This window comes from Bradyrhizobium sp. SZCCHNRI3052 (assembly GCF_032484895.1).
Taxonomy (GTDB): Bacteria; Pseudomonadota; Alphaproteobacteria; order Rhizobiales; family Xanthobacteraceae; genus Bradyrhizobium.
This window is the reverse complement of sequence record NZ_JAUETW010000001.1, coordinates 88,332-111,203: the sequence shown is the minus strand read 5'-3', so window position 1 is coordinate 111,203 and position 22,872 is coordinate 88,332. Positions and strand designations below refer to the sequence as shown.

The following is a 22,872-nucleotide window of genomic DNA, read 5'->3' as shown; positions in this document are numbered from 1 at the left end:
CCGTTATCGGCGCGCTCCGAACATGGTGGATGAGCGCTTGGTCAGGACGGCGCTGTGGCCTGCTTCGACTCCTGCGCGGCCTCAGCCTTGGTCTCAGCTCGGGCGACGAAGCCCTTGGCGAGAGCGTGATAGAGCCCCTCCTCGCAGATCAGACGCGAGGTGCCGTAGGCGATCAGCGAGGCCATCATCAGCGGCACCACCATGGCGTGGTTGTCGGTCATCTCGGTGACGATGACGAAGGCGGTGATCGGCGCCTGCACGACGCCGGCGAAATAGGCGACCATGCCGAGCAGCATGATCGGCGCCAGTAGCGACTGCTGGAACAGGCTGGCGACGTTGGCGCCGATCCCCGCCCCGACGGCGAGCGACGGCGCGAAGATGCCGCCAGGAATGCCGCTGATCGCAGCAAAGGTGGTGGCGAGGAATTTCAGCACGCCGAAATCGCCCGGCAGCGGCGTGCCGGTCTCCAGCGCCCCTTTCACCTGGGCATACCCGGTGCCGTAGATGGTATCGCCTGACGCCAGCCCGCACAGCGCGACGGCAAAGCCGCAGGCGAGCGCGAACGGCAGGGGGTGGCGCTTGATGAGCCGGCCGGATGCCCCGGGCAGCCCGCGCGCCATCGTGATCAGGATGCGGCTGAACAGGCCGCCGGCGGCGCCGCCCAAGACCCCGCAGACGGGCACCGCCAGCCAGTCGATGCCCTTGCCGAGCGCGATCGGCGTCGTGCCGAAATAGGCGTAGTTGCCCATCAGGGCCAGCGAGGTCAGGCCAGCGGCGATCACGGTGGCGATGACGAGGCTCGAGGTCCGTGTCTCGAAGGCACGGCTCATCTCCTCGATGCCGAACACGATGCCGGCCAGCGGCGTGTTGAAGGCGGCCGCGACCCCGGCGGCGGCGCCGGCCAGGATCAAGCCCGGCTGCCGCCGCGGCGACAGCCGGCCGAGCGCGAACATGATGGAGGCGCCGACCTGCACGGTCGGCCCCTCGCGGCCGACCGAGCCGCCGCACAGCAGCCCGAGCAGGGTCAGCAGCACCTTGCCGATGGCGATGCGGATCGACACCAGCGGGCTGCGCGCGCTCGTGTCCGTCAGGTGGCGCGCGGCGATGGCCTGCGGGATGCCGCTGCCTTGCGCGTTCGGGAAGAAGCGCTGGGTCAGATAGACCGACAGCGCGAAGCCGGCGGGCGTCACGATCAGTGAGGCGTAGCGTGATTTCGACAGCAGCCAGTTGAAGGCGAGCTGGGCCAGGTCGGCGAGCTCCGCCAGCGCCACCGCCGCCGCGCCCACCACCAGGCCGCCGGCCACGAACAGCACCCGCCGCTGCCACCGCGCCGAGGTCAGCTTGAGCCAACGCCTGCGGCGGGGGGTGATGGTCAGCATGGGCGCAACAGAGTCCGTTCTCTACGCAGGTGCAGCACCCTCGACGAAAATCAGCCGGCGGTCCAGCGCCTTCCAGCGCTCGCCCAGGGCGTCGGCGTATTCGGCCGACGCATACCATTCTCGCAGCCGGGCCATCGACGGGAACTCGACGATAATGAGGGTCTTGGCCGGCGGGCCGCCTTCGACCGTCTCGGAGGTCCCGCCGCGGACCAGATAGCGCCCGCCATATTGCGCGATCGAGTGCGCCGCGCGGGTGCGATAGCGTTCCATCGCCTCGATGTCGCGCACCTCGACCTCGGAGATGACGTAAGCCGCCATGGCCGGCCTCAGGCGATGGTGTCGAGGATGCCGCCCTCGGCGCGCAGCGCGGCGCCGTTCGTGGCGGAGGCCTGCTTGGAGGCGGCGTAGACGACCATGTTGGCGATCTCGTCGACACCGGCGAAGCGCTGCAGCAGCGAGGCCGGCCGGTGCTGCTTGACGAAAGACGAGGCCGCCTCCTCCTCCGACTGGCCGTTCTGACGGGCGAGATCCTTGACGAAGGTCTCGACGCCTTCCGACATCGTCGGTCCCGGCAGCACTGCATTGACGGTCACGCCGGTGCCGCAGGTCAGTTTGGCGAGGCCGCGGGAGACCGCGAGCTGCGCGGTCTTGGTCATGCCGTAATGGATCATCTCGGTCGGGATGTTCACCGCCGACTCCGAGGAGATGAAGATGATGCGACCCCAGTTGCGCTTCAGCATGCCCTGCATGTAGGCGCGCGCCATGCGCACGCCGGACATGACGTTGATCTCGAAGAAGCGGCTCCAGTCCTCGTCGGGAATGTCGAAGAACTCCTTCGGCTCGAAGATGCCGGCATTGTTGACGAGGATGTCGACCTCGGGCAGCGCGGTGACGATGGCGTTGCAGCCGCCGATCTGAGCGACATCGCCGGCGACGCCGCGCAGCTTGGCCGCGGGAACCGCCTGCTTCAGCTTCGCGACGGCCGCATCGACACGGGCTTGGCTGCGACCATTGACGACGACCTCCGCGCCGGACGCAGCAAGCCCCTTGGCGATGGCAAAACCGATGCCGGCGGTCGAACCGGTGACGAGCGCGGTCTTTCCCGAGAGGTCGATGTGCATGAGCAGCTCTCCGTTGTGATGGAGGAAAGGATGTGGGGCGTCGCGCGTCGACACTCAACGCGCCGCGCGCAGAGCTGATCCTCAAAATAAGACGGCGCCCGAAGGCGCCGTGGTTATCAGCTCGTGGACCCTATCAGGATAGCCGCCTCGCGCTTGCCGTTCAGGACCTGCGCCAGCTCGGTCGCGAAACGTTCGACGAGTGCATATTCGGTCAGGAAGCGGATCGAAGCGCTGTTCTGCACGTCGGCATCCGCTGTGCTCTGAACGAGCGTAGCCAGATCCGCATGCACCAGCAAATGCCCACGGAAGTCGTATGGCCTGATGACGATCCGGACGAGGCATTGCGCGAGGCCGCCTTGTCCATCGAAGTAACCGCCTTCGATCATCGGCGGCTTGTCCCACGATAGCGGATAGGAGCGCAGACCCTTCACGAAGGCATTCAGGTCGCAGCCGAACCACGCCTCGCCGCGCGCGGCAAACACTCCGGCTCTGGCCGTCGCTATGATCTTGCCGGTGCGGTCCTCATCCGCCTCGTAGACGATGTGCAATTCTGCGGCGCTCATGGGCGGCGCTCCGGTCTATGCTGTTAAAGTCACACGAGCTGCGCAGGCGAACCCGGATGTCGCTGCGCTCATCCGAGCTACAGAACCTCAAAATGAAAACGGCGCCCGAAGGCGCCGTTTTGAACGTCGGGTCGGAGCTGCGCTTACGCCGCTTCCGAGGTCTCCTGGACCGGACCCGAGTCCAGGCCCTTGGCATCGACGTCGCGGTCGACGAACTCGATCACGGCCATCGCGGCATTGTCGCCGTAGCGGAAGCCGGCCTTGATGATACGGGTGTAGCCGCCGTTGCGGTCCTTGTAGCGGGGTGCCAGGACGTCGAACAGCTTCTTGACCTGGTCGACATCGCGCATCTCGGCGATCGCCTGGCGACGCAAAGCGAGACCGCCCTTCTTGCCGAGGGTGACGAGCTTCTCGACGATCGGCCGCAGCTCCTTGGCCTTCGGCAGCGTGGTGACGATCTGCTCGTGCTTGATCAGCGCGGCGCACATGTTGGCGAACATTGCCTTGCGATGCTCGGCGGTGCGGTTGAGCTTCCGATGAACCTTGCCGTGACGCATTGTCTTAGTCCTTCATTTCTATCTGCCGCGACGGTTCGTCGGACATGTTGCTCAGGTGGGCTGCCTGCGTTCGCCCAGAAGGGCGAGTAGCGAAGGGCGAGTAGCGAATGGTGTCATCCAATTCGCCAGATCCCAATTCGCTATTCGCCACTCCCTATTCGCTCAGTAGTGATCCTCGAAGCGCTTGGCCAGTTCGTCGATGTTCTCCGGCGGCCAGCCCGGCACTTCCATGCCGAGATGCAGACCCATCTGGGCCAGCACTTCCTTGATCTCGTTCAGCGACTTGCGGCCGAAGTTCGGGGTACGCAGCATTTCCGCTTCCGACTTCTGCACAAGGTCGCCGATGTAGACGATGTTGTCGTTCTTCAGGCAGTTCGCCGAACGCACCGACAGCTCGAGCTCGTCCACCTTCTTGAGGAAGGCCGGGTTGAAGGCGAGGTCCGGGATGATCTCCTGGGCGACTTCCTTGCGCGGCTCTTCGAAGTTGACGAAGACGTTGAGCTGGTCCTGCAGGATGCGGGCGGCATAGGCCACCGCGTCCTCCGGCGTGATCGCGCCGTTGGTCTCGATCGTCATGGTCAGCTTGTCGTAGTCGAGGATCTGGCCCTCGCGGGTGTTCTCGACCTTGTAGGAGACCTTGCGGACCGGAGAGAACAGGCTGTCGACCGGGATCAGGCCGATCGGGGCGTCCTCGGGGCGGTTGCGATCGGCGGCGACGTAGCCCTTGCCGGTGGCGACCGTGAACTCCATGCGGATCTCTGCGCCCTCGTCCAGCGTGCAGAGCTGCAGGTCAGGGTTGAGCACCACGATGTCGCCGACGGTCTGGATATCGCCGGCGGTGACGGCGCCCGGGCCCTGCTTCTTCACGACCATCCGCTTCGGGCCTTCGCCCTGCATCTTGATCGCGATGTCCTTGATGTTCAGCACGATGTCGGTGACGTCCTCGCGGACACCAGCGATCGAGGAGAACTCGTGCAGCACGCCGTCGATATGCACCGACTGCACGGCGGCGCCCTGCAGCGACGACAGCAGGATGCGGCGCAGCGCATTGCCGAGCGTCTGCCCGAAACCGCGCTCCAGCGGCTCGGCAACCACGGTGGCGAAACGGGTCGCGTCGGAGCCCGGCGTGACCTGGAGCTTGTTCGGCCGAATCAATTCTTGCCAATTCTTCTGGATCGTCACTGTTTCACCCATGGGCCAGTCATGGGATCTGACTGACTGGCGTTGGAGAACCGCGCTTCAGATCGCGGCAGTCGAAATGTCTCAAAAGCACGACGAGGCGGACATGCTGTCCGCCTCTTTCAGATTAGACGCGCCGACGCTTGCGTGGGCGGCAACCATTGTGCGGGATCGTCGTCACGTCGCGGATCGAGGTGACGGTGAAACCCGCAGCCTGCAGCGCACGGAGCGCCGATTCACGGCCGGAGCCCGGGCCGGCAACCTCGACCTCGAGGGTGCGCATGCCGTGTTCCTGAGCCTTCTTGGACACGTCCTCCGCTGCGACCTGCGCGGCATACGGGGTCGACTTGCGCGATCCCTTGAACCCCATCGTGCCGGCCGACGACCAGGCAATGGTGTTGCCCTGCGCGTCGGTGATGGTGATGGTGGTGTTGTTGAACGACGAATTCACGTGAGCGACGCCGGAGGCGATGTTCTTGCGCTCACGACGGCGGACACGTGCGGCTTCCTTGGCCATATAAGTACCTTTCTCGAGATCTCAACGCCGCCGTAGTGCCAGCGGCTACACCAGAAAGGCGAATGGTGAATAGCGAGTAGCGAATAGGGATTGCCCCTACTCGCCACCCGCTATCAGCAATTCGCCAAATTACTTCTTCTTGCCGGCGATCGCCTTGGCCGGCCCCTTGCGCGTGCGCGCATTGGTGTGGGTGCGCTGGCCGCGCACCGGCAGGCCACGACGATGGCGCAGGCCGCGATAGCAGCCGAGGTCCATCAGACGCTTGATGTTGATGCCGGTCTCGCGCCGCAGGTCGCCCTCGACAACGTAGTCGCGGTCGATGATTTCGCGGATCTGCAGGACTTCCTGGTCGCTCAGCTGGTTGACGCGGCGATCCTCGGCAATCTTGACCTTGTCAATGATCTCGCCCGCGATCTTCGGGCCGATGCCATGGATATACTGGAGCGCGATCAGGACGCGCTTGTTGGTCGGGATGTTGACACCGGCAATACGGGCCACGGACTTCTCTCCTGTCACCGATCCCAGGATGGACCGGCCTTCGTTCTCGCTATCTCGGGCAGGTGTCCGCAAACGCGAACAAGACGCCCACCCCTCGATTCGTGGGGCCCGGCATCTTTGGAAAACCATCCGACTTGGATGCGGGCTTATTAATGGATTCACACGGCGGTCGTCAACCGCCCCTACAAGATTCGGTCACCTCTTGGCGCGCTTTTTTGCAGCCTTTGCAGAGGTTTTCCGGGTTCCCCGGGTCGCCTTGGCAGCGGGCTTGGGGGCCTTCTTCGCAGCCTTGGAGGCTTTCTTGGGGGCCGCTTTTGCTCCCTTTTTCGCAGTCTTTGCGGCCTTTTTTGCTGTCTTTGCGGCCTTTTTCGCCGGTGCAGGCGCCCTCGGAGCCTTTTTGGCCGATTTTGCCGGCGCGGTCTTGCCCCGAGCCTTGGCACTGCGCTTGGCCGGGTTCGCCTTTTTGGCCGCCCGGCTCCCGCTGGACTTGCCAACGGCGGCCAGGATCCGTCCGATCTCCTCGGTGACCTGCTCGATCGGCATCATGCCGTCGACGGTCGCCAGCATCCGATGGTCCGAATAATAGTGGATCAGGGGCTCGGTCTGGTCGCGGTAGCTGGCTAGGCGCTTGGTCAGGACCTCCGGCGTATCATCGGCCCGCACAGCCTCGCCGCGCGCGCGGGTCTCGGCGGCCCGGCGCTCGACGCGCTCAAGCAGCACGCCTTCATTGACCCGGAGTTCGATCACCGCGTCGAGCTTCATCTGCTTCTGCTTCAGCAGCGCATCCAGCGCCTCCGCCTGCGGCACCGTGCGCGGGAAGCCATCGAGGATGAAACCATTGGCGGCGTCCGGCTGCTCGATCCGGTCGGCAATGATGCCGACCACGACCTCGTCCGGGACAAGGCCACCCGCCGCCATGATGTCCTTGGCCTTCAGCCCGATCGGCGTCTGCGCCGCCACCGCGGCACGCAGCATGTCGCCGGTCGACAGCTGAACGATGCCATATTGCTGCACCAGGCGCTGCGCCTGCGTTCCCTTGCCCGAACCGGGCGGCCCCAGAAGAATGAGTCTCATCGAATTTCGCCCCCCGGCACACGGTGAGCGACCCTCCCGCACACCTTGTTCTTGGCTTGGTGGTTCCCGGGCCGCGATCCGCCGCTATCCGCGGCGGCGCCCCCGCAGCTTCGACTTCCTGATCAGCCCCTCATACTGATGGGCGAGCAGATAACCCTGAACCTGCGCCACGGTATCCATCGTAACGCTGACCACGATCAGAAGCGAAGTGCCACCAAAGTAGAACGGGACGGAAGCGTAGGAAATCAGAATTTCCGGGATCAGACACACGATCGCCAGATAGATGGCGCCGAGCACGGTGATCCGCGACAGCACGTAATCGATATATTCCGCGGTGCGCTCGCCCGGCCTGATGCCGGGGATGAATCCGCCATGCTTCTTCAGGTTGTCGGCGGTCTCGGTCGGGTTGAACACGATCGCGGTGTAGAAGAAGGCAAAGAACAGAATCAGCGCCAGATACAGCACCAGGAACAGCGGCCGGCCATGACCGAGCTGCGTCGTGATCCACTGGAACCACTCGGGTCCCTTGCCGGCGTTGAAATTGGCGACAGTGGTCGGCAGCAGCAGCAGCGACGAGGCAAAGATCGGCGGGATCACGCCCGAGGTGTTCAGCTTCAGCGGCAGATGCGAGGACTGGCCCTCGAACATCTTGTTGCCGACCTGGCGCTTCGGATACTGAATCAGGAGCCGGCGCTGGGCGCGCTCCACGAACACGATGAAGGCGATCACGGCGACGGCCATCACGATGACGATCAGGATCAGGCCGGTCGACAGCGCGCCCTGGCGGCCGAGCTCGAGCATGTTGGCAAGCGCCGAGGGCAGCTCGGCCACGATGCCGGACAGGATGATCAGCGAGATGCCGTTGCCGATGCCGCGCGAGGTGATCTGCTCACCGAGCCACATCAGGAACATGGTGCCGCCGGTCAGCGTGATCGCGGTGGAGAGGCGGAAGAACAGGCCGGGATCGGCGACGACGTTGCCCGCGCCTTCGAGGCCGACGGCGATGCCGTAGGACTGCACGGCAGCAAGAATCACCGTCAGATAGCGGGTGTATTGATTCAACATCTTGCGGCCAGCCTCACCCTCTTTCTTGAGGGCTTCGAGCTGGGGCGAGACGGTGGTGAGCAGCTGAATGATGATCGATGCCGAGATGTACGGCATGATATTCAGCGCGAAGATCGCCATGCGGTGGATGCCGCCGCCGGCGAACATGTTGAACATGCCGAGAATGCCGCCGGCCTGCGTGCGGAACACCGAGTCCCAGATGTTCGGGTCGATGCCCGGCAGCGGAATGTAGGTGCCGAGGCGGTAGACCAGCAGCGCGCCGAGGGTGAACCAGATGCGCTTCTTCAGCTCATCGGCCTTCGCAAGCGCGCCGAAATTGAGGTTTGCCGCCAGTTGTTCCGCTGCTGAGGCCATATCTAGCTTTCTCCCGCCGCCCTTCTTCACCGCACTGGGCCCCGCGAGGGCTCGCAGGGCTGGGCAGACGCCGGATATTATCTGGTGCGCGGGCGCGTTCTGTCCATTGCCCTGCCCTCTCCGGCATGCGCCGGCGGCAGGGCAATGACGCAGATGTTACGCCGCCTCGCCTTCGTCCTTGGCTGGCGCCAGGAGCTTGACGGTGCCGCCGGCCTTCTCGACCGCCGCAATCGCCGACTTCGAGGCGCCATGCACCTCGATGTTGATCTTGGCCTTGAGCTCGCCGCGGCCGAGCAGGCGCACGCCGTCCTTGGCGCGGCGCAGCGCACCGGACTTCACGAGGGACTCGGCGTTGATCACGCTGCCGGCGTCCAGCTTCTTGGCATCGATCGCCTGCTGGATCCGGTCGAGATTGATCTCGACGAAATCGAGCGCGAAGATGTTGTTGAAGCCGCGCTTCGGCAGACGGCGATGCATCGGCATCTGACCGCCCTCGAAGCCCTTGATGCGCACGCCGGAGCGCGCGGTCTGGCCCTTGCCGCCACGGCCCGAGGTCTTGCCCTTGCCGGAGCCGATGCCGCGGCCGACGCGCATGCGCTTCTTGCGCGCGCCGGCGTTGTCGGCGATATCGCTGAGCTTCATCGCCCTTCTCCTTACTTCTCGTCGACGATGCGGACGAGATGATGAACCTTGGTGATCATGCCGCGGACCGCCGGCGTATCCGGCAGCTCGGTCACGCGGCCGATCTTGTTGAGCTTCAACCCGATCAGCGTCTCGCGCTGCGAGTGATGCCGGCGGATCGGGCTGCCGATCTGCTCGATCTTGATCGTCTTGGCGCTAGCCATCGTGTTCACTCCGAGTTGCGCCATCCAGCGGACGGCGCGCGTTCGTTAGTCGGCCCAACCTTAGTCGGCGGCGGCTTCGGCATCGCCACCGACGCGGCGGGCCTGCAGGGTCGACACCTTGATGTTGCGGCGCGCGGCGACCGAGCGCGGGCTATCCTGGTGCTTCAGCGCGTTGAAGGTCGCGCGCACCATGTTGTACGGGTTGGACGAGCCGATCGACTTCGCCACCACGTCCTGGATGCCCAGCGTCTCGAACACGGCGCGCATCGGGCCGCCGGCGATGATGCCGGTACCGGCCGGAGCCGCACGCAGATAGACGCGACCCGCACCGTGACGACCGAAGATGTCGTGGTGCAGGGTGCGGCCCTCGCGCAGCGCAACCCGGGTCAGGTTGCGCTTGGCGGAGTCGGTCGCCTTGCGGATCGCCTCCGGAACCTCACGTGCCTTGCCGTGGCCGAACCCGACCCGGCCCTTCTGATCGCCGATCACGACGAGCGCCGCAAAGCCGAAGCGCTTACCGCCCTTCACGACCTTCGCGACTCGGTTGATGTGGACGAGCTTGTCGACGAACTCGCTGTCGCGCTCCTCGCGCTCCTTGCGATCGCGACCGCCTCGTTCCCGTTCACCTGCCATGGTGCTATCCAATCTTCTGAGGGGCTCTGACGCCCATATCCATTGATGTTAGAAGCTCAGCCCGCTCTCGCGCGCCGCGTCGGCCAGCGCCTTGACGCGCCCGTGATAGAGATAGCCGCCGCGATCGAACACGACTTCCTTGATCCCCGCCTTCACCGCGCGCTCGGCGAGCAGCTTGCCCACCGCCTTCGCCGCGTCGATGTCGGCACCGGTGTTGCCGGTCGAGCGCATCTCCTTCTCCATCGACGACGCAGAGGCGAGCGTCTCGCCCTTCTGATCGTCGATGACCTGAGCGTAGATGTGCTTCGACGAGCGGAACACCGACAGACGCGGACGGCCGCCGGCGGAGCGGCGCAGCGACAGCCTCACGCGCTGCTTGCGCCGGGCATTCGTAACCTTGGCTCTCGACATGTCCGGCTCCGTTACTTCTTCTTGCCTTCCTTGCGGAAGATGAATTCACCCGCGTACTTCACGCCCTTGCCCTTATAGGGCTCCGGCGGCCGGTAGGCGCGGATTTCAGCGGCCACCTGGCCGACGCGCTGCGGGTCGATGCCCGTGACCGTGATCTCGGTCGGCTTCGGCACCGCGATGGTGATGCCCTCCGGGATCTGGTAGACGACATCGTGGCTGTAGCCGAGCGCGAGCTGCAGGTTCTTGCCCTGCATCGCGGCGCGGTAACCGACGCCGGTGATCTCGAGCTTCTTCTCGAAGCCCTTGGTCACGCCTTCGACCAGGTTGGCGATCTGGGCGCGCGCGGTGCCGTACAGCGACCGGGCGCGCTTGGTCTCGGAACGCGGGGCAACCTTGACCTGGCCGTTCTCGAACTTCACGTCCACGTCGTCATGAACGATGAACTGAAGCTGGCCCTTCGGCCCCTTCATCTTGACGGTCTGTCCGTCGACGGAGGCCGTCACTCCGGACGGCACCGCCACAGGCTTCTTGCCAATACGTGACATGGCTCAATCCTTCTTAGAACACCGTGAAGAGAACTTCACCGCCGACATTCGCGTCACGCGCGCTGTGGTCGGCCATGATTCCCTTCGGTGTCGACAAAACAGAAATTCCGAGCCCGTTGTTCACACGCGGCAGGTTCTTCACCGAGGTGTAGACGCGGCGGCCGGGCTTGGAGACGCGCTCGATCTCGCGGATCACGGGCTCGCCGTCAAAATATTTCAGCTCGATCTCGATCTCGCTGCGGCCCGACGGATGCTCCAGCGTGGCATAGCCACGGATGTAGCCTTCGGACTTCAGCACCTCGAGCACGCTGGCGCGCATCTTCGAGCCAGGCGTCGAGACCTTCGACTTCGAGCGCATCTGCGCGTTGCGGATGCGGGTGATCAGATCGCTGATGGGATCGTGCGTTGACATGGTGCGACCCTCCTTACCAGCTCGACTTCACGAGGCCCGGAACCAGGCCCTTGGACCCGAGCTCGCGCAGCGCGATGCGGCTCAGCTTGTTCTTGCGGTAGTTCGACCGCGGCCGGCCCGTCAGCTCGCACCGGTTGCGGATGCGAGTCGCCGACGAATTGCGCGGCATCTCGGCCAGCTTCAGGGTCGCGGCAAAGCGCTCCTCCATCGGCTTGGACTTGTCGGCGATGATCGCCTTCAACCGGGCGCGCTTCGGGGCGGCGTTCTTCGCCATCCGCTTGCGCCGGTTGTTCTTCTCGATTGAACTCTTCTTTGCCATGCTTGGCTCCTGGGTATCCGCGTTTGAGAAGCTTGAAGTCAGCTGCTCACTGCCGGAACGGGAAATTGAATGCGGTCAGAAGGGCACGGGCCTCGTCGTCGGTCGTCGCGGTGGTGCACACCGTGATGTCCATGCCCCAGCTCTCCCCGGCCTTGTCGAAGTCGATCTCGGGGAAAATGATGTGCTCCTTGATGCCGAGCGAATAGTTGCCGCGGCCGTCGAAGCTCTTCGGGTTCAGGCCGCGGAAGTCGCGGACGCGCGGCAGCGCGACGTTGATCAGGCGGTCGATGAACTCGTACATCTTCGTCTTGCGCAAGGTGACCTTGCAGCCGATCGGCTGGTTCTCGCGTAGCTTGAAGGTCGCGATGGCGACGCGCGAATAGGTCACGACCGCCTTCTGGCCGGCGATCAGCGACAGGTCGGCCGCGGCGGTTTCCGCCTTCTTACGGTCGTTCACGGCCTCGCCGATACCCATGTTGAGCACGACCTTGTCGAGCCGCGGCACCTGCATGACGTTGGCGTAGCCGAACTTCTCGGTCAGCTGGCTCTTGATCGTGCGGTCGTATTCCGTGCGGAGGCGCGGGGTGTAAGCAGTCTCAGCCATCGATCTCAACTCCCGAGCTCTTGGCAACGCGGACCTTCTTGCCGTCCGCCTGAATCTTGAATCCGATGCGCGTCGGCTTGCCGTCCTTGCCGACATAAGCGACGTTCGACAGCTGGATCGGCGACTCCTTGCTGATGATGCCGCCCTCCTGGTTCTGGGTCTGCTTCTGGTGACGCTTCACCAGGTTGATGCCCCGCACCAGCGCCGTCCCCTCGTCGGGACGCACCTCGAACACCTCGCCGGTGCGACCCTTGTCGCGACCGGTCAGGACGATCACCTTGTCGCCCTTGCGGATCTTGGCAGCCATCACAGCACCTCCGGCGCAAGCGAAATGATCTTCATGTGGTTCTTGGCGCGCAGCTCGCGCGGCACCGGCCCGAAGATACGGGTGCCGACCGGCTCCGACTGGTTGTTGATCAGGACGGCCGCATTGCGGTCGAAGCGGATCACCGAGCCGTCGGCGCGGCGGATGTCCTTGCGGACGCGCACCACGACGGCTTTCATGACGTCGCCCTTCTTCACCTTGCCACGCGGAATGGCTTCCTTGATCGACACCACGATGACGTCGCCGACGGTGGCATAGCGGCGCTTCGAGCCGCCCAGCACCTTGATACACATGACACGGCGTGCGCCGGAATTATCGGCCACGTCGAGGTTGGTCTGCATCTGAATCATTGATGCACCTCGTCCTCTTCATCTGCTGCGCAGGAAAGCTGCGCCTTGTTTGATCCCGAAAGCGAAACGGGCCCTCTTCGACGAGGGCCGCGGTCCGCGCCTCAGGCGGTTTTCTTGTGCTCGCCCCGGACCACGGTCCAGCGCTTGAGCTTCGAGATCGGCTTGCTCTCCTCGATCCACACCATGTCGCCCGGCTTGAACTCGTTGTTCTCGTCGTGGGCGTGGTAGTTCTTCGAGCGGCGGATGGTCTTCTTGTAGATCGGGTGGGTGAAGCGCCGGTCGACGCGCACAACGATCGTCTTGGCCTGCTTGTCGCTGACGACGACGCCCTGAAGGGTCCGTTTCGGCATGTCGAGCCTCTTACTTCGTCTTGGCGCGCTGCTGCGCGGCGATGGTCTTGATACGGGCGATGTCGCGGCGCGCCTCGCGCAGCCGCGCGGTGTTCTCCAGCTGCCCGGTGGCACGCTGGAAGCGCAGGTTGAAGCGCTCCTTCTTCAGGTTGACGATCGCATCGTCCATCTGATCGGGGCTCATCGCGCGAATGTCGGCAATCTTCATCTCGGCCATGACCATTACTCCGCAATGCGCTCGACGAAGCGCGTCTTGATCGGCAGCTTGGCGGCCGCCAGCAGCAGCGCCTCGCGCGCGATCTGGTTGCTCACGCCGTCGATCTCGAACATCACACGACCCGGCTTGACGCGGGCCACCCACAATTCAGGCGAGCCCTTGCCGGAGCCCATGCGGACTTCAGCCGGCTTCTTCGACACCGGGAGATCCGGGAACACGCGGATCCAGACGCGGCCGGCGCGCTTCATGTGACGGGTCAAGGCACGACGGGCGGCCTCGATCTGGCGCGCGGTGACGCGATCCGGCTCCATCGCCTTCAGCCCGAACTGGCCGAAGGCCAGCGTCGCGCCCGAGGACGCAACGCCGTGAATACGGCCCTTATGCGCCTTTCGGAACTTGGTCTTCTTTGGTTGCATCATGGCTTTGAGCCCTCAAACCTGTCTTGTCGCGGCTGATCGATCAGGCCGCGTCGCGGCGCGACCGGGGCTGCGAGCTCTCGCCGCCGCCTTCGTTCATCCGCTTGTCCTGTGCCATCGGATCGTGCTCGAGGATCTCGCCCTTGAAGATCCAGACCTTCACGCCGCAAGTGCCGAAGGTGGTGAACGCGGTGGCCACACCGTAGTCGATGTCGGCGCGCAGCGTGTGCAGCGGCACCCGGCCCTCGCGATACCACTCCATGCGGGCGATTTCCGCGCCGCCCAGACGACCCGAGCAGTTGATGCGGATGCCCTCGGCACCGAGACGCATCGCCGACTGCACGGCGCGCTTCATGGCGCGGCGGAACGCGACGCGGCGCTCGAGCTGCTGGGCGATCGACTCGGCGACCAGGGTCGCATCGAGCTCCGGCTTGCGGATCTCGACGATGTTGATGACGACGTCCGACGAGGTGATGTCGGCGACGCGCTTGCGCAGCTTGTCGATGTCCGCGCCCTTCTTGCCGATCACGACGCCCGGACGTGCCGAGTGGATCGTGACGCGGCACTTCTTGTGCGGACGCTCGATCACGATGCGGGCGACGGCCGCCTGCTTGAGCTCCTTGTGCAGGATCTCGCGGATCTTGACGTCTTCATGCAGCAGCTTGCCGTACTCGGCCTTGCCAGCGAACCAGCGCGAATCCCAGGTCCGGTTGATGCCGAGACGCAGACCGATCGGATTGATCTTTTGACCCATCGTATTCTCCCAGCGCCTGCTTTAAGCGCTCGCCTCGACCTGACGCACAATGATCGTCAGCTGCGAAAACGGTTTGAAAACTCGGCCCGAACGGCCACGACCGCGCGGCGAGAAACGCTTCATCACGATTCCCTTGCCGACGAAAGCCTGCGAGACGACGAGATCGTCGACCTCGAGCTCGTGATTGTTCTCGGCATTGGCGATCGCCGATTCCAGGCACTTCTTGACGTCGACCGCAATCCGCTTGCGCGAGAACTGCAGGTCGGCGAGGGCGGCCGACGCCTTGCGGCCGCGGATCATCTGCGCCACCAGGTTCAGCTTCTGCGGGCTCACCCGAAGCATCCGGGCCACAGCCTTGGCCTCGTTTTCGGGGAGGCTCCGTTCGCGCTTTGGTTTGCTCATCGCTTAATCCTCAAGCCTTCTTGGCTTTCTTATCGCCCGAATGGCCGTGGAAGGTGCGGGTCGGCGAGAACTCGCCGAACTTGTGGCCGACCATCTCTTCGTTGATCGCCACCGGCACGTGCTTCTGGCCGTTGTAGACGCCGAACGTCAGGCCGACGAACTGCGGCAGGATGGTCGAGCGGCGGCTCCAGATCTTGATGACGTCGTGACGGCCGGACGCGCGCGCCGCATCTGCCTTCTTGAGCAGCGACGCCTCGACGAACGGGCCTTTCCAGACTGAACGAACCATGTCCGTCGTTCCTTACTTCTTCCGCTTGTGGCGGCTCAAGAGAATGAATTTATCGGTCGACTTGTTGGTGCGGGTCTTCTTGCCCTTGGTAGGCTTGCCCCACGGAGTGACCGGGTGACGACCGCCCGAGGTACGGCCTTCGCCGCCGCCGTGCGGATGGTCGATCGGGTTCATCGCGACACCGCGGTTGTGAGGCCTGCGGCCCATCCAACGCTTGCGGCCGGCCTTGCCGATCGAGGTGTTCATGTGGTCCGGGTTCGACACCGCACCGATGGTGCCGCGGCAGCGGCCGTGCACCAGGCGCTGCTCGCCCGAGTTCAGGCGGACGATCACGTAGTCCTGGTCGCGGCCGACGATCTGGGCGTAGGTGCCTGCCGAACGCGCGAGCTGGCCGCCCTTCCCGATCTTGACCTCGATGTTGTGCACGATCGTGCCGACCGGCATGTTGCCCAGCGGCATGACGTTGCCCGGCTTCACGTCGACATAGTTGCCGGCGACGATGGTGTCGCCGACCGCCAGGCGCTGCGGCGCCAGGATGTAGGCGAGCTCGCCGTCCTGATACTTGACGAGCGCGATGAAGGCGGTCCGGTTCGGATCATACTCCAGGCGCTCGACGGTCGCGGGAACGTCGACCTTGTCGCGCTTGAAGTCGACCGTGCGGTACGACTGCTTGTGACCGCCGCCGAGGAAGCGAACGGTGATGCGGCCGGTGTTGTTGCGACCGCCGCTCGACTGCTTGCCTTCGGTCAGCGCCTTGACCGGCTTGCCCTTGTAGAGGGCCGAACGATCGACCATCACCAGCTGGCGCTGGCCGGGCGTCGTGGGATTGAATGTCTTCAGTGCCATGGCAGCTCAGCCTTACAGTCCGGTGGTCACGTCGATACGGTGGCCCTCTTCGAGGGTCACGATCGCGCGCTTGCTGTCCGATTGCGAACCGAAATTGCCGCGGAACACCTTGGTCTTGCCCTTGCGGACGAGCGTGTTGACGCTCTTGACCTTGACGTCGAACAGCTTCTCGATCGCTTCCTTGATCTGCGGCTTGGTCGCCTTGGCGGCCACCTTGAACAGAACCTTGTTGTGCTCCGAGGCGAAGGTCGCCTTCTCGGTCACGACCGGCGCGATGATGATGTCGTAGTGGCGCGGATCGATGGTCTTCATTTGAAGCGCGCCTCCAGCGCATCGATCGCCGCCTTGGTCAGCACGAGCTTCTGACGGCGCAGGATGTCGTAGACGTTGATGCCCTGGATCGGCAGCACGTCCATGTTCGGAATGTTGCGGGCGGCATTGGTGAAGCCGGTATGCAGCTCGGCGCCGTCGATGATCAGGGCGTTGGTCAGGCCGAGACCCGAGAAGTGACCGATCAGCGCCTTGGTCTTCGCCGCCTCCAGGGTGGCGTTCTCCAGCACGACCAGATCACCGTCCTTGGCCTTGGCCGACAGCGCATGCTTCAGCGCCAGCGCACGGACCTTCTTCGGCAGGTCCGTCGCATGCGAGCGCACGACCGGACCGAAGGCGCGGCCGCCGCCCCGGAACTGCGGCACGCGAGCCGAGCCGTGACGAGCACCGCCGGTGCCCTTCTGCTTGTACATCTTCTTGCCGGTGCGCCAGATCTCGGCGCGGCCCTTGGCCTTGTGGGTGCCGGCCTGACGCTTGTTGAGCTGCCACTGGACGCAGCGCGCGATGATGTCCGCACGCGGCTCCAGACCGAAGATGGCGTCGGACAGCTGGACGGAGCCGGCTTCCTTGCCCTCGAGGGTGGTGACTTTCAGTTCCATTTATGCGCCCTCCTGCACGGCCGGCGCTTCGGCAGCCTGCTCACCCGCGACCTTGAACTTGCCGGGCTTCGGCGCTTCCTTCGGCAGCGGCTTCTTGACGGCGTCGCGCACCGAGATCCAGCCACCCTTGGAGCCGGGCACCGCGCCTTCCACCAGGATCAGGCCGCGCTCGACGTCCGTCTGCACCACACGCAGGTTCAGCGTGGTGATGCGATCGACGCCCATGTGACCGGGCATCTTCTTGTTCTTCCAGGTCTTGCCGGGGTCCTGACGGCCACCGGTCGAACCGATCGAACGATGCGAGATCGACACACCGTGCGTGGCGCGCAGACCGCCGAAGTTCCAGCGCTTCATGCCGCCGGCGAAGCCCTTACCGACCGAGGTGCCGGTGACGTCGACGAACTGGCCGACGACGAAATGGTCGGCCTGGATCTCGGCGCCGACCGGGATCAGCGAATCCTCGCTGACACGGAATTCGGCGAGCTTGCGCTTCGGCTCGACCTTGGCGACCGCGAACTGGCCGCGCTCCGCCTTCGGCATGTAGACCGTCTTGCGGCTGCCGCTGCCGAGCTGCAGCGCGACGTAGCCGTTCTTCTCGGTGGTGCGGTGACCGACCACCTGGCAATTGCCGAGCTTCAGCACGGTCACGGGGATATGTTCGCCGGTCTCCGTGAAGACCCGCGTCATCCCGACCTTTTGTGCGATCACTCCGGAGCGCATCGGCGTGCTTCCTGTTCTTCTCTATGTCCGCGTGAGGTGCGAACGTGAATCCAAAAACTTAGAGCTTGATCTCGACGTCGACGCCGGCGGCCAGATCGAGCTTCATGAGAGCATCGACGGTCTGCGGGGTCGGATCGACGATGTCGAGCAGGCGCTTGTGAGTGCGCATCTCGAACTGCTCGCGGCTCTTCTTGTCGACGTGCGGCGAACGGTTCACGGTGAACTTCTCGATGCGGGTCGGCAGCGGAATGGGTCCGCGAACCTGCGCGCCGGTCCGTTTCGCCGTGTTGACGATCTCGCGCGTCGACGTATCGAGGATACGATGGTCAAACGCCTTGAGACGGATGCGGATATTTTGGCCGTTCATTGCCGTATCTTTCTGTGAGTAGTGAGTGGCGAGTAGCGAACGGCGAATGGATAATCTCCATTCGCCACCCGCCATTCCCTATTCGCTGTTGTTACTCGATGATCGAGGCGACGACGCCGGCGCCGACGGTGCGGCCGCCCTCGCGGATGGCGAAGCGCAGCTTCTCCTCCATCGCGATCGGCACGATCAGGTGCACTTCCATCGCAATGTTGTCGCCCGGCATCACCATCTCGGTGCCTTCCGGCAGGTGAACGACGCCGGTCACGTCGGTCGTGCGGAAGTAGAACTGCGGCCGATAGTTGGTGAAGAACGGCGTGTGACGGCCACCCTCTTCCTTCGTGAGGATGTAGGCCTCAGCCTTGAACTTGGTGTGCGGCTTGACCGAACCCGGCTTGCACAGCACCTGGCCGCGCTCGACGTCCTCGCGCTTGGTGCCGCGGAGCAGCGCGCCGATGTTGTCACCGGCCTGGCCCTGATCGAGCAGCTTGCGGAACATTTCAACGCCGGTGACGGTGGTCTTCTGGGTCGGACGGATGCCGACGATCTCGATTTCCTCACCGACCTTGATGATGCCGCGCTCGACACGGCCGGTCACCACGGTGCCGCGGCCCGAGATCGAGAACACGTCTTCGACCGGCATCAGGAAGGGCTGGTCGATCGGACGCTCCGGCTGCGGAATGTACTCGTCGACATTGCGCATCAGCTCGAGGATGGCGTCGTGGCCGAGCTTCTTGTCCGAATCTTCCAGAGCGGCCAGCGCCGAGCCCTTGATGATCGGGATCTTGTCGCCCGGGAATTCGTACTTCGAGAGCAGCTCGCGGACCTCGAGCTCGACGAGCTCCAGCAGCTCGGGATCGTCGACCATGTCGCACTTGTTGAGGAACACGACCAGCGCCGGCACGCCGACCTGGCGGGCGAGCAGGATGTGCTCACGGGTCTGCGGCATCGGGCCGTCAGCGGCCGACACGACCAGGATCGCGCCGTCCATCTGGGCAGCGCCGGTGATCATGTTCTTCACGTAGTCGGCGTGGCCGGGGCAATCGACGTGGGCGTAGTGGCGGTTCTTGGTCTCGTACTCGACGTGCGCGGTCGAGATGGTGATGCCGCGCGCCTTCTCTTCCGGGGCCTTGTCGATCTGGTCGTAGGCAGTGAACGTCGCACCGCCCGTCTCGGCCAGGATCTTGGTGATTGCAGCCGTCAGCGAGGTCTTGCCGTGGTCGACGTGACCGATGGTGCCGATGTTGCAGTGGGGCTTGTTACGTTCAAACTTAGCTTTGGCCATTTGACTCTCCGTTCAGTCGCTAACTTGAGCTAACGACAATCAGGCAAACTTCTTCTGGACTTCGGCCGACACGTTGGCCGGCGCTTCAGCGTAGTGCGAGAACTGCATCGTGAAGGTCGCGCGCCCCTGGCTCATGGAGCGCAGGTTGTTCACGTAACCGAACATGTTCATGAGCGGCACCATCGCGTTGATGACGTTGGCATTGCCGCGCATGTCCTGGCCCTGGATCTGGCCACGACGCGAGTTCAGGTCGCCGATGACCGAGCCGGTGTAGTCTTCCGGGGTCACCACCTCGACCTTCATGATCGGCTCGAGCAGAACCGACTTGCCCTTCTGCAGCGCCTCGCGGAAAGCCGCACGAGAGGCGATTTCGAAGGCCAGCGCCGACGAGTCGACATCGTGATACTTGCCGTCGACCAGCGCCACCTTGACGTCGACCACCGGGAAGCCGGCGACGACGCCCGCGCCGAGCACGCTCTCGATGCCCTTCTCGACGCCCGGGATGTATTCCTTCGGAACCGCACCGCCGACGATCTTGGACTCGAACACGTAGCCGCCACCGGGCTCGTTCGGCTCGACCACGAGGCTCACGGCCGCGAACTGGCCGGTACCACCGGTCTGCTTCTTGTGGGTGTAGTCCACGTTGGCCGGCTTGGTGATACGCTCACGGAACGCCACCTGCGGCGCGCCGATGTTCGCATCGACCTTGTAGGTGCGCTTGAGGATGTCGACCTTGATGTCGAGATGGAGCTCGCCCATCCCCTTGAGGATGGTCTGGCCCGACTCGTGATCGGTCGACACGCGGAAGGACGGATCCTCAGCGGCCAGCTTCGCCAGCGCGACGCCGAGCTTCTCCTGGTCGGCCTTCGACTTCGGCTCGATCGCAATCTCGATGACCGGCTCCGGGAATTCCATCTTTTCCAGGATCACCTGGTTGGACGGATCGCACAGCGTGTCACCGGTGCGGGCTTCCTTGAGGCCTGCGAGGGCGACGATGTCGCCGGCATAGGCTTCCTTGATGTCCTCGCGGTTGTTCGCATGCATCAGCAGCATGCGGCCGATGCGCTCCTTCTTCTCGCGGGTCGAGTTCACCACGCCGGTGCCCGAGGTCAGGATGCCCGAATAGATGCGGCAGAACGTGATCGTGCCGACGAAGGGGTCGTCCATGATCTTGAACGCGAGCAGCGCCAGCGGCTCCTTGTCGTCCGCCTTGCGCACGACCTCGTTGCCCTTGTCGTCGGTGCCCTTGATCGCAGGCACGTCGAGCGGCGACGGCAGATAGTCGACGACGGCGTCGAGCAACGGCTGCACGCCCTTGTTCTTGAAGGCCGAGCCGCACAGCACCGGATAGAACGCGCCGGTCAGCACGGCCTTGCGGATCAGGCGCTTCAGAGTCGCCTCGTCCGGCTCCTTGCCGTCCAGGAACGCGGTGAGCGCGTCGTCGTCGAGCTCGACGGCGGCCTCCACCAGCTTCTCGCGATATTCCTTGGCCTGGTCGGCGAGATCAGCCGGGATCTCGACGTAGTCGAACTTCGCGCCGAGCGCCTCGTCGTTCCAGACGATCGCCTTCATCGTCACGAGATCGATGCAGCCCTTGAAATTGTTCTCGGCGCCGATCGGCAGCTGGATCGCAACAGGCTTCGCGCCCAGGCGATCGACGATGTCGGCCAGGCACTTGAAGAAGTCGGCACCGGTCTTGTCCATCTTGTTGGCGAAGACGATGCGCGGAACCTTGTACTTGTCGCCCTGGCGCCAGACGGTCTCGGTCTGCGGCTCGACGCCCTGGTTGGAGTCGAGAACGCACACGGCGCCGTCGAGCACCCGCAAGCTGCGCTCGACCTCGATGGTGAAGTCGACGTGGCCGGGGGTGTCGATGATGTTCAGGCGCTTGCCGTTCCAGAACGCAGTGGTCGCAGCCGAGGTGATCGTGATGCCACGCTCCTGCTCCTGCTCCATCCAGTCCATCGTCGCGGCACCTTCGTGCACTTCGCCGATCTTGTGGCTCTTGCCGGTATAATAGAGGATGCGCTCGGTCGTCGTGGTCTTGCCGGCGTCGATATGCGCCATGATGCCGAAGTTGCGATAGTCTTCGATGGCGTGTTGGCGGGGCATGGGTGTGTTCCCTGATTTCCGTTCGGGTCGCCGTTACCAGCGATAGTGCGAGAAGGCGCGGTTGGCTTCCGCCATCCGGTGCACGTCTTCACGCTTCTTCACGGCGTTACCCCGATTGTTCGAGGCGTCGAGCAGCTCCGCCGAAAGCCGCTCGGTCATCGTCTTCTCGTTGCGGTCGCGCGCGGCCGAGATCAGCCAGCGGATGCCCAGCGCCTGCCGGCGGGTCGAACGAACTTCGACCGGCACCTGGTAGGTCGCACCGCCGACGCGACGGGAGCGAACCTCGATGGTCGGCATGACGTTTTCGAGGGCCTGCTCGAACACCGTCAGCGGGCTCTGCTTGGTCTTGGCCTCGATGATGCCGAACGCGCCGTAGACGATACCTTCGGCGACCGACTTCTTGCCGGCGTACATCACCGAGTTCATGAACTTGGTGACAATGATGTTCCCGAACTTCGGATCCGGAAGCACTTCACGCTTTTCGGCTGAATGGCGACGCGACATGTGATCTTGTTCCCGCTTCTCTCGAACGTCTTACTTCGGACGCTTCGCGCCATACTTCGAACGGCGCTGCTTACGGTTCTTGACGCCCTGGGTATCCAGCACGCCGCGGAGGATGTGATAGCGCACGCCCGGCAAGTCCTTGACGCGGCCGCCGCGGATCATGACCACCGAGTGCTCCTGCAGGTTATGGCCTTCACCCGGAATGTAGCCGATCACCTCGAAGCCGTTGGTCAGGCGCACCTTGGCGACCTTACGAAGCGCCGAGTTCGGCTTCTTCGGGGTCGTGGTGTAGACGCGCGTGCAAACGCCACGCTTCTGCGGCGACTGCTGCAGCGCCGGCACCTTCTTGCGCGACTTCTGCACTTCGCGCGGATTTGCGATCAGCTGGTTGATCGTCGGCATCTTGGCCTTCACCCTTCTCAACGTTCGCACGGAGACCGCGACCGGCTTCCGCAAATTCTGTTCGAGGTTCCCCGCCTCACCGGGCCGTTTCGCGCGATCAAAACCCACGCAAAACGAAATCGCGCCAACCGTCCATCGCTGAACGGAAAGCGCTTGACGCCACAGAGGACCGCGATCACCACCAGTCAGCTTGCGCTGGCGGGCGGCCTACCGAGGTCATGCATCCGAAATTGGTCTCAGGAGAACGAGCTCGAGAGATCTAATATCGTTTTGGCATTGCCTAGCTATGATCGACAGCGTTTGAGCGGCATTCGTCGAGGGTGGTGCCCGTCCCGCCCGGTTTCGGGTGGTCTGGGTGATCCGTACCGACGCTGGCGAAGCTCACCGCCTGTCGTTGAGTGCCGGCCTTTTATAAGCGGTAAATATCCAAGTCAAGCAAAACGACGCCGCAGGACGCGCAAAGAAGCGCTTCTGGCCGCTGCGGTTTCCGGTCCCGACAGGGCCCCCGCCGTCCGAGGTATCTGCAGACCG

35 protein-coding genes are annotated in these 22,872 nt (G+C 64.2%); all 35 read right to left on the bottom strand.

Annotated elements, in window-relative coordinates:
• Positions 1 to 41 precede the first annotated feature (41 nt).
• The 35 genes from QW887_RS00535 to rpsL all read right to left on the bottom strand — a co-directional run bounded on the left by QW887_RS00535 (position 42) and on the right by rpsL (position 22,341).
• Positions 42 to 1,379, bottom strand: a complete 1,338-nt coding sequence (locus tag QW887_RS00535; RefSeq protein WP_315714550.1) for a chloride channel protein — start codon at positions 1,377 to 1,379, stop codon at positions 42 to 44.
• A gap of 21 nt (positions 1,380 to 1,400) precedes the next feature.
• Entirely contained in the window at positions 1,401 to 1,697 is a 297-nt protein-coding gene (locus QW887_RS00530) for a DUF1330 domain-containing protein (RefSeq protein WP_315714551.1), read from the bottom strand.
• An 8-nt stretch (positions 1,698 to 1,705) separates the two neighbouring features.
• Complete coding sequence (locus QW887_RS00525; protein WP_316194052.1) at positions 1,706 to 2,500, bottom strand: SDR family oxidoreductase; 795 nt, start codon at positions 2,498 to 2,500, stop codon at positions 1,706 to 1,708.
• 116 nt (positions 2,501 to 2,616) lie between these two features.
• Complete coding sequence (locus QW887_RS00520) at positions 2,617 to 3,063, bottom strand: hypothetical protein (protein ID WP_316194051.1); 447 nt, start codon at positions 3,061 to 3,063, stop codon at positions 2,617 to 2,619.
• Positions 3,064 to 3,206: 143 nt separating this feature from the next.
• On the bottom strand, positions 3,207 to 3,620 hold the full coding sequence (gene rplQ, locus QW887_RS00515) for a 50S ribosomal protein L17 (protein WP_315754213.1): 414 nt from the start codon (positions 3,618 to 3,620) through the stop codon (positions 3,207 to 3,209).
• Between the two features lie 162 nt (positions 3,621 to 3,782).
• Positions 3,783 to 4,814, bottom strand: coding sequence for a DNA-directed RNA polymerase subunit alpha (locus QW887_RS00510; RefSeq protein WP_315714554.1), 1,032 nt, complete (start codon positions 4,812 to 4,814; stop codon positions 3,783 to 3,785).
• Between the two features lie 112 nt (positions 4,815 to 4,926).
• Positions 4,927 to 5,316 carry a 30S ribosomal protein S11 gene (rpsK, locus tag QW887_RS00505; protein ID WP_006611861.1) on the bottom strand — a complete coding sequence of 130 codons (390 nt, stop codon included), beginning with the start codon at positions 5,314 to 5,316 and terminating at the stop codon, positions 4,927 to 4,929.
• 129 nt (positions 5,317 to 5,445) lie between these two features.
• Positions 5,446 to 5,814, bottom strand: coding sequence for a 30S ribosomal protein S13 (gene rpsM / locus QW887_RS00500; RefSeq protein ID WP_315714555.1), 369 nt, complete (start codon positions 5,812 to 5,814; stop codon positions 5,446 to 5,448).
• 195 nt (positions 5,815 to 6,009) lie between these two features.
• Entirely contained in the window at positions 6,010 to 6,888 is an 879-nt protein-coding gene (locus QW887_RS00495; protein ID WP_315714556.1) for an adenylate kinase, read from the bottom strand.
• 84 nt (positions 6,889 to 6,972) lie between these two features.
• On the bottom strand, positions 6,973 to 8,307 hold the full coding sequence (gene secY / locus QW887_RS00490) for a preprotein translocase subunit SecY (protein WP_315714557.1): 1,335 nt from the start codon (positions 8,305 to 8,307) through the stop codon (positions 6,973 to 6,975).
• A 156-nt stretch (positions 8,308 to 8,463) separates the two neighbouring features.
• Positions 8,464 to 8,949, bottom strand: coding sequence for a 50S ribosomal protein L15 (gene rplO, locus QW887_RS00485; RefSeq protein WP_009031841.1), 486 nt, complete (start codon positions 8,947 to 8,949; stop codon positions 8,464 to 8,466).
• A gap of 11 nt (positions 8,950 to 8,960) precedes the next feature.
• Positions 8,961 to 9,152: a 50S ribosomal protein L30 gene (gene rpmD, locus QW887_RS00480; RefSeq protein ID WP_006611856.1), complete on the bottom strand. Its 192-nt coding sequence runs from the start codon at positions 9,150 to 9,152 to the stop codon at positions 8,961 to 8,963.
• A 60-nt stretch (positions 9,153 to 9,212) separates the two neighbouring features.
• Positions 9,213 to 9,785: a 30S ribosomal protein S5 gene (gene rpsE / locus QW887_RS00475; protein WP_006611855.1), complete on the bottom strand. Its 573-nt coding sequence runs from the start codon at positions 9,783 to 9,785 to the stop codon at positions 9,213 to 9,215.
• 48 nt (positions 9,786 to 9,833) lie between these two features.
• Entirely contained in the window at positions 9,834 to 10,196 is a 363-nt protein-coding gene (gene rplR / locus QW887_RS00470) for a 50S ribosomal protein L18 (protein ID WP_316194050.1), read from the bottom strand.
• Between the two features lie 11 nt (positions 10,197 to 10,207).
• Positions 10,208 to 10,741 (bottom strand): 50S ribosomal protein L6, encoded by a 534-nt coding sequence (rplF, locus tag QW887_RS00465; RefSeq protein WP_315714558.1) that lies wholly within the window; start codon positions 10,739 to 10,741, stop codon positions 10,208 to 10,210.
• A gap of 13 nt (positions 10,742 to 10,754) precedes the next feature.
• A complete protein-coding gene (gene rpsH / locus QW887_RS00460; RefSeq protein WP_315714559.1) occupies positions 10,755 to 11,153 on the bottom strand; it encodes a 30S ribosomal protein S8 in 399 nt (132 codons plus the stop codon).
• 13 nt (positions 11,154 to 11,166) lie between these two features.
• Entirely contained in the window at positions 11,167 to 11,472 is a 306-nt protein-coding gene (gene rpsN / locus QW887_RS00455; RefSeq protein WP_315714560.1) for a 30S ribosomal protein S14, read from the bottom strand.
• A 46-nt stretch (positions 11,473 to 11,518) separates the two neighbouring features.
• Positions 11,519 to 12,076, bottom strand: a complete 558-nt coding sequence (gene rplE, locus QW887_RS00450) for a 50S ribosomal protein L5 (RefSeq protein ID WP_172108070.1) — start codon at positions 12,074 to 12,076, stop codon at positions 11,519 to 11,521.
• On the bottom strand, positions 12,069 to 12,383 hold the full coding sequence (rplX, locus tag QW887_RS00445; RefSeq protein ID WP_315714561.1) for a 50S ribosomal protein L24: 315 nt from the start codon (positions 12,381 to 12,383) through the stop codon (positions 12,069 to 12,071). Before rplX ends, rplE begins: the two co-directional genes overlap by 8 nt.
• A complete protein-coding gene (gene rplN / locus QW887_RS00440) occupies positions 12,383 to 12,751 on the bottom strand; it encodes a 50S ribosomal protein L14 (protein ID WP_011473865.1) in 369 nt (122 codons plus the stop codon). The genes rplX and rplN overlap by 1 nt, the downstream gene beginning before the upstream one ends.
• Positions 12,752 to 12,852: 101 nt before the next feature.
• A complete protein-coding gene (gene rpsQ, locus QW887_RS00435) occupies positions 12,853 to 13,101 on the bottom strand; it encodes a 30S ribosomal protein S17 (RefSeq protein ID WP_212358258.1) in 249 nt (82 codons plus the stop codon).
• A gap of 10 nt (positions 13,102 to 13,111) precedes the next feature.
• Positions 13,112 to 13,318 (bottom strand): 50S ribosomal protein L29, encoded by a 207-nt coding sequence (gene rpmC / locus QW887_RS00430; protein ID WP_006611846.1) that lies wholly within the window; start codon positions 13,316 to 13,318, stop codon positions 13,112 to 13,114.
• A 5-nt stretch (positions 13,319 to 13,323) separates the two neighbouring features.
• Positions 13,324 to 13,737, bottom strand: coding sequence for a 50S ribosomal protein L16 (rplP, locus tag QW887_RS00425; RefSeq protein WP_008963467.1), 414 nt, complete (start codon positions 13,735 to 13,737; stop codon positions 13,324 to 13,326).
• Positions 13,738 to 13,777: 40 nt separating this feature from the next.
• The gene (rpsC, locus tag QW887_RS00420; RefSeq protein WP_012045041.1) at positions 13,778 to 14,488 is read right to left on the bottom strand and encodes a 30S ribosomal protein S3; all 711 of its coding nucleotides are present in this window, start codon (positions 14,486 to 14,488) and stop codon (positions 13,778 to 13,780) included.
• A gap of 21 nt (positions 14,489 to 14,509) precedes the next feature.
• Positions 14,510 to 14,890, bottom strand: a complete 381-nt coding sequence (rplV, locus tag QW887_RS00415) for a 50S ribosomal protein L22 (RefSeq protein WP_315714562.1) — start codon at positions 14,888 to 14,890, stop codon at positions 14,510 to 14,512.
• A 10-nt stretch (positions 14,891 to 14,900) separates the two neighbouring features.
• Entirely contained in the window at positions 14,901 to 15,179 is a 279-nt protein-coding gene (gene rpsS / locus QW887_RS00410; RefSeq protein ID WP_006611842.1) for a 30S ribosomal protein S19, read from the bottom strand.
• 12 nt (positions 15,180 to 15,191) lie between these two features.
• Positions 15,192 to 16,025: a 50S ribosomal protein L2 gene (rplB, locus tag QW887_RS00405; protein WP_006611841.1), complete on the bottom strand. Its 834-nt coding sequence runs from the start codon at positions 16,023 to 16,025 to the stop codon at positions 15,192 to 15,194.
• A gap of 12 nt (positions 16,026 to 16,037) precedes the next feature.
• Complete coding sequence (locus QW887_RS00400) at positions 16,038 to 16,337, bottom strand: 50S ribosomal protein L23 (RefSeq protein WP_172108066.1); 300 nt, start codon at positions 16,335 to 16,337, stop codon at positions 16,038 to 16,040.
• On the bottom strand, positions 16,334 to 16,954 hold the full coding sequence (gene rplD / locus QW887_RS00395) for a 50S ribosomal protein L4 (RefSeq protein ID WP_315714563.1): 621 nt from the start codon (positions 16,952 to 16,954) through the stop codon (positions 16,334 to 16,336). The genes QW887_RS00400 and rplD overlap by 4 nt, the downstream gene beginning before the upstream one ends.
• A complete protein-coding gene (gene rplC / locus QW887_RS00390; RefSeq protein WP_006611838.1) occupies positions 16,955 to 17,674 on the bottom strand; it encodes a 50S ribosomal protein L3 in 720 nt (239 codons plus the stop codon).
• A gap of 58 nt (positions 17,675 to 17,732) precedes the next feature.
• Positions 17,733 to 18,041, bottom strand: a complete 309-nt coding sequence (gene rpsJ / locus QW887_RS00385) for a 30S ribosomal protein S10 (protein WP_002712302.1) — start codon at positions 18,039 to 18,041, stop codon at positions 17,733 to 17,735.
• A gap of 91 nt (positions 18,042 to 18,132) precedes the next feature.
• Positions 18,133 to 19,323 (bottom strand): elongation factor Tu, encoded by a 1,191-nt coding sequence (tuf, locus tag QW887_RS00380; protein ID WP_006611837.1) that lies wholly within the window; start codon positions 19,321 to 19,323, stop codon positions 18,133 to 18,135.
• A 39-nt stretch (positions 19,324 to 19,362) separates the two neighbouring features.
• Complete coding sequence (gene fusA / locus QW887_RS00375) at positions 19,363 to 21,435, bottom strand: elongation factor G (RefSeq protein ID WP_315714564.1); 2,073 nt, start codon at positions 21,433 to 21,435, stop codon at positions 19,363 to 19,365.
• Positions 21,436 to 21,468: 33 nt separating this feature from the next.
• The gene (rpsG, locus tag QW887_RS00370) at positions 21,469 to 21,939 is read right to left on the bottom strand and encodes a 30S ribosomal protein S7 (protein ID WP_006611835.1); all 471 of its coding nucleotides are present in this window, start codon (positions 21,937 to 21,939) and stop codon (positions 21,469 to 21,471) included.
• A gap of 30 nt (positions 21,940 to 21,969) precedes the next feature.
• Positions 21,970 to 22,341, bottom strand: a complete 372-nt coding sequence (rpsL, locus tag QW887_RS00365; protein ID WP_006611834.1) for a 30S ribosomal protein S12 — start codon at positions 22,339 to 22,341, stop codon at positions 21,970 to 21,972.
• Positions 22,342 to 22,872: the final 531 nt, after the last annotated feature.

Excerpts from the sequence above, each read along its gene's own strand:
- QW887_RS00535 (WP_315714550.1), bottom strand. The coding sequence starts at position 1,379 with ATGCTGACCATCACCCCCCGCCGCAGGCGTTGGCTCAAGCTGACCTCG.
- QW887_RS00530 (WP_315714551.1), bottom strand. The coding sequence starts at position 1,697 with ATGGCGGCTTACGTCATCTCCGAGGTCGAGGTGCGCGACATCGAGGCG.
- QW887_RS00525 (WP_316194052.1), bottom strand. The coding sequence starts at position 2,500 with ATGCACATCGACCTCTCGGGAAAGACCGCGCTCGTCACCGGTTCGACC.
- QW887_RS00520 (WP_316194051.1), bottom strand. The coding sequence starts at position 3,063 with ATGAGCGCCGCAGAATTGCACATCGTCTACGAGGCGGATGAGGACCGC.
- rplQ (WP_315754213.1), bottom strand. The coding sequence starts at position 3,620 with ATGCGTCACGGCAAGGTTCATCGGAAGCTCAACCGCACCGCCGAGCAT.
- QW887_RS00510 (WP_315714554.1), bottom strand. The coding sequence starts at position 4,814 with ATGGGTGAAACAGTGACGATCCAGAAGAATTGGCAAGAATTGATTCGG.
- rpsK (WP_006611861.1), bottom strand. The coding sequence starts at position 5,316 with ATGGCCAAGGAAGCCGCACGTGTCCGCCGTCGTGAGCGCAAGAACATC.
- QW887_RS00495 (WP_315714556.1), bottom strand. The coding sequence starts at position 6,888 with ATGAGACTCATTCTTCTGGGGCCGCCCGGTTCGGGCAAGGGAACGCAG.
- secY (WP_315714557.1), bottom strand. The coding sequence starts at position 8,307 with ATGGCCTCAGCAGCGGAACAACTGGCGGCAAACCTCAATTTCGGCGCG.
- rplO (WP_009031841.1), bottom strand. The coding sequence starts at position 8,949 with ATGAAGCTCAGCGATATCGCCGACAACGCCGGCGCGCGCAAGAAGCGC.
- rpmD (WP_006611856.1), bottom strand. The coding sequence starts at position 9,152 with ATGGCTAGCGCCAAGACGATCAAGATCGAGCAGATCGGCAGCCCGATC.
- rpsE (WP_006611855.1), bottom strand. The coding sequence starts at position 9,785 with ATGGCAGGTGAACGGGAACGAGGCGGTCGCGATCGCAAGGAGCGCGAG.
- rplR (WP_316194050.1), bottom strand. The coding sequence starts at position 10,196 with ATGTCGAGAGCCAAGGTTACGAATGCCCGGCGCAAGCAGCGCGTGAGG.
- rplF (WP_315714558.1), bottom strand. The coding sequence starts at position 10,741 with ATGTCACGTATTGGCAAGAAGCCTGTGGCGGTGCCGTCCGGAGTGACG.
- rpsH (WP_315714559.1), bottom strand. The coding sequence starts at position 11,153 with ATGTCAACGCACGATCCCATCAGCGATCTGATCACCCGCATCCGCAAC.
- rpsN (WP_315714560.1), bottom strand. The coding sequence starts at position 11,472 with ATGGCAAAGAAGAGTTCAATCGAGAAGAACAACCGGCGCAAGCGGATG.
- rplE (WP_172108070.1), bottom strand. The coding sequence starts at position 12,076 with ATGGCTGAGACTGCTTACACCCCGCGCCTCCGCACGGAATACGACCGC.
- rplX (WP_315714561.1), bottom strand. The coding sequence starts at position 12,383 with ATGGCTGCCAAGATCCGCAAGGGCGACAAGGTGATCGTCCTGACCGGT.
- rplN (WP_011473865.1), bottom strand. The coding sequence starts at position 12,751 with ATGATTCAGATGCAGACCAACCTCGACGTGGCCGATAATTCCGGCGCA.
- rpsQ (WP_212358258.1), bottom strand. The coding sequence starts at position 13,101 with ATGCCGAAACGGACCCTTCAGGGCGTCGTCGTCAGCGACAAGCAGGCC.
- rpmC (WP_006611846.1), bottom strand. The coding sequence starts at position 13,318 with ATGGCCGAGATGAAGATTGCCGACATTCGCGCGATGAGCCCCGATCAG.
- rplP (WP_008963467.1), bottom strand. The coding sequence starts at position 13,737 with ATGATGCAACCAAAGAAGACCAAGTTCCGAAAGGCGCATAAGGGCCGT.
- rpsC (WP_012045041.1), bottom strand. The coding sequence starts at position 14,488 with ATGGGTCAAAAGATCAATCCGATCGGTCTGCGTCTCGGCATCAACCGG.
- rplV (WP_315714562.1), bottom strand. The coding sequence starts at position 14,890 with ATGAGCAAACCAAAGCGCGAACGGAGCCTCCCCGAAAACGAGGCCAAG.
- rpsS (WP_006611842.1), bottom strand. The coding sequence starts at position 15,179 with ATGGTTCGTTCAGTCTGGAAAGGCCCGTTCGTCGAGGCGTCGCTGCTC.
- rplB (WP_006611841.1), bottom strand. The coding sequence starts at position 16,025 with ATGGCACTGAAGACATTCAATCCCACGACGCCCGGCCAGCGCCAGCTG.
- QW887_RS00400 (WP_172108066.1), bottom strand. The coding sequence starts at position 16,337 with ATGAAGACCATCGATCCGCGCCACTACGACATCATCATCGCGCCGGTC.
- rplD (WP_315714563.1), bottom strand. The coding sequence starts at position 16,954 with ATGGAACTGAAAGTCACCACCCTCGAGGGCAAGGAAGCCGGCTCCGTC.
- rplC (WP_006611838.1), bottom strand. The coding sequence starts at position 17,674 with ATGCGCTCCGGAGTGATCGCACAAAAGGTCGGGATGACGCGGGTCTTC.
- rpsJ (WP_002712302.1), bottom strand. The coding sequence starts at position 18,041 with ATGAACGGCCAAAATATCCGCATCCGTCTCAAGGCGTTTGACCATCGT.
- tuf (WP_006611837.1), bottom strand. The coding sequence starts at position 19,323 with ATGGCCAAAGCTAAGTTTGAACGTAACAAGCCCCACTGCAACATCGGC.
- fusA (WP_315714564.1), bottom strand. The coding sequence starts at position 21,435 with ATGCCCCGCCAACACGCCATCGAAGACTATCGCAACTTCGGCATCATG.
- rpsG (WP_006611835.1), bottom strand. The coding sequence starts at position 21,939 with ATGTCGCGTCGCCATTCAGCCGAAAAGCGTGAAGTGCTTCCGGATCCG.
- rpsL (WP_006611834.1), bottom strand. The coding sequence starts at position 22,341 with ATGCCGACGATCAACCAGCTGATCGCAAATCCGCGCGAAGTGCAGAAG.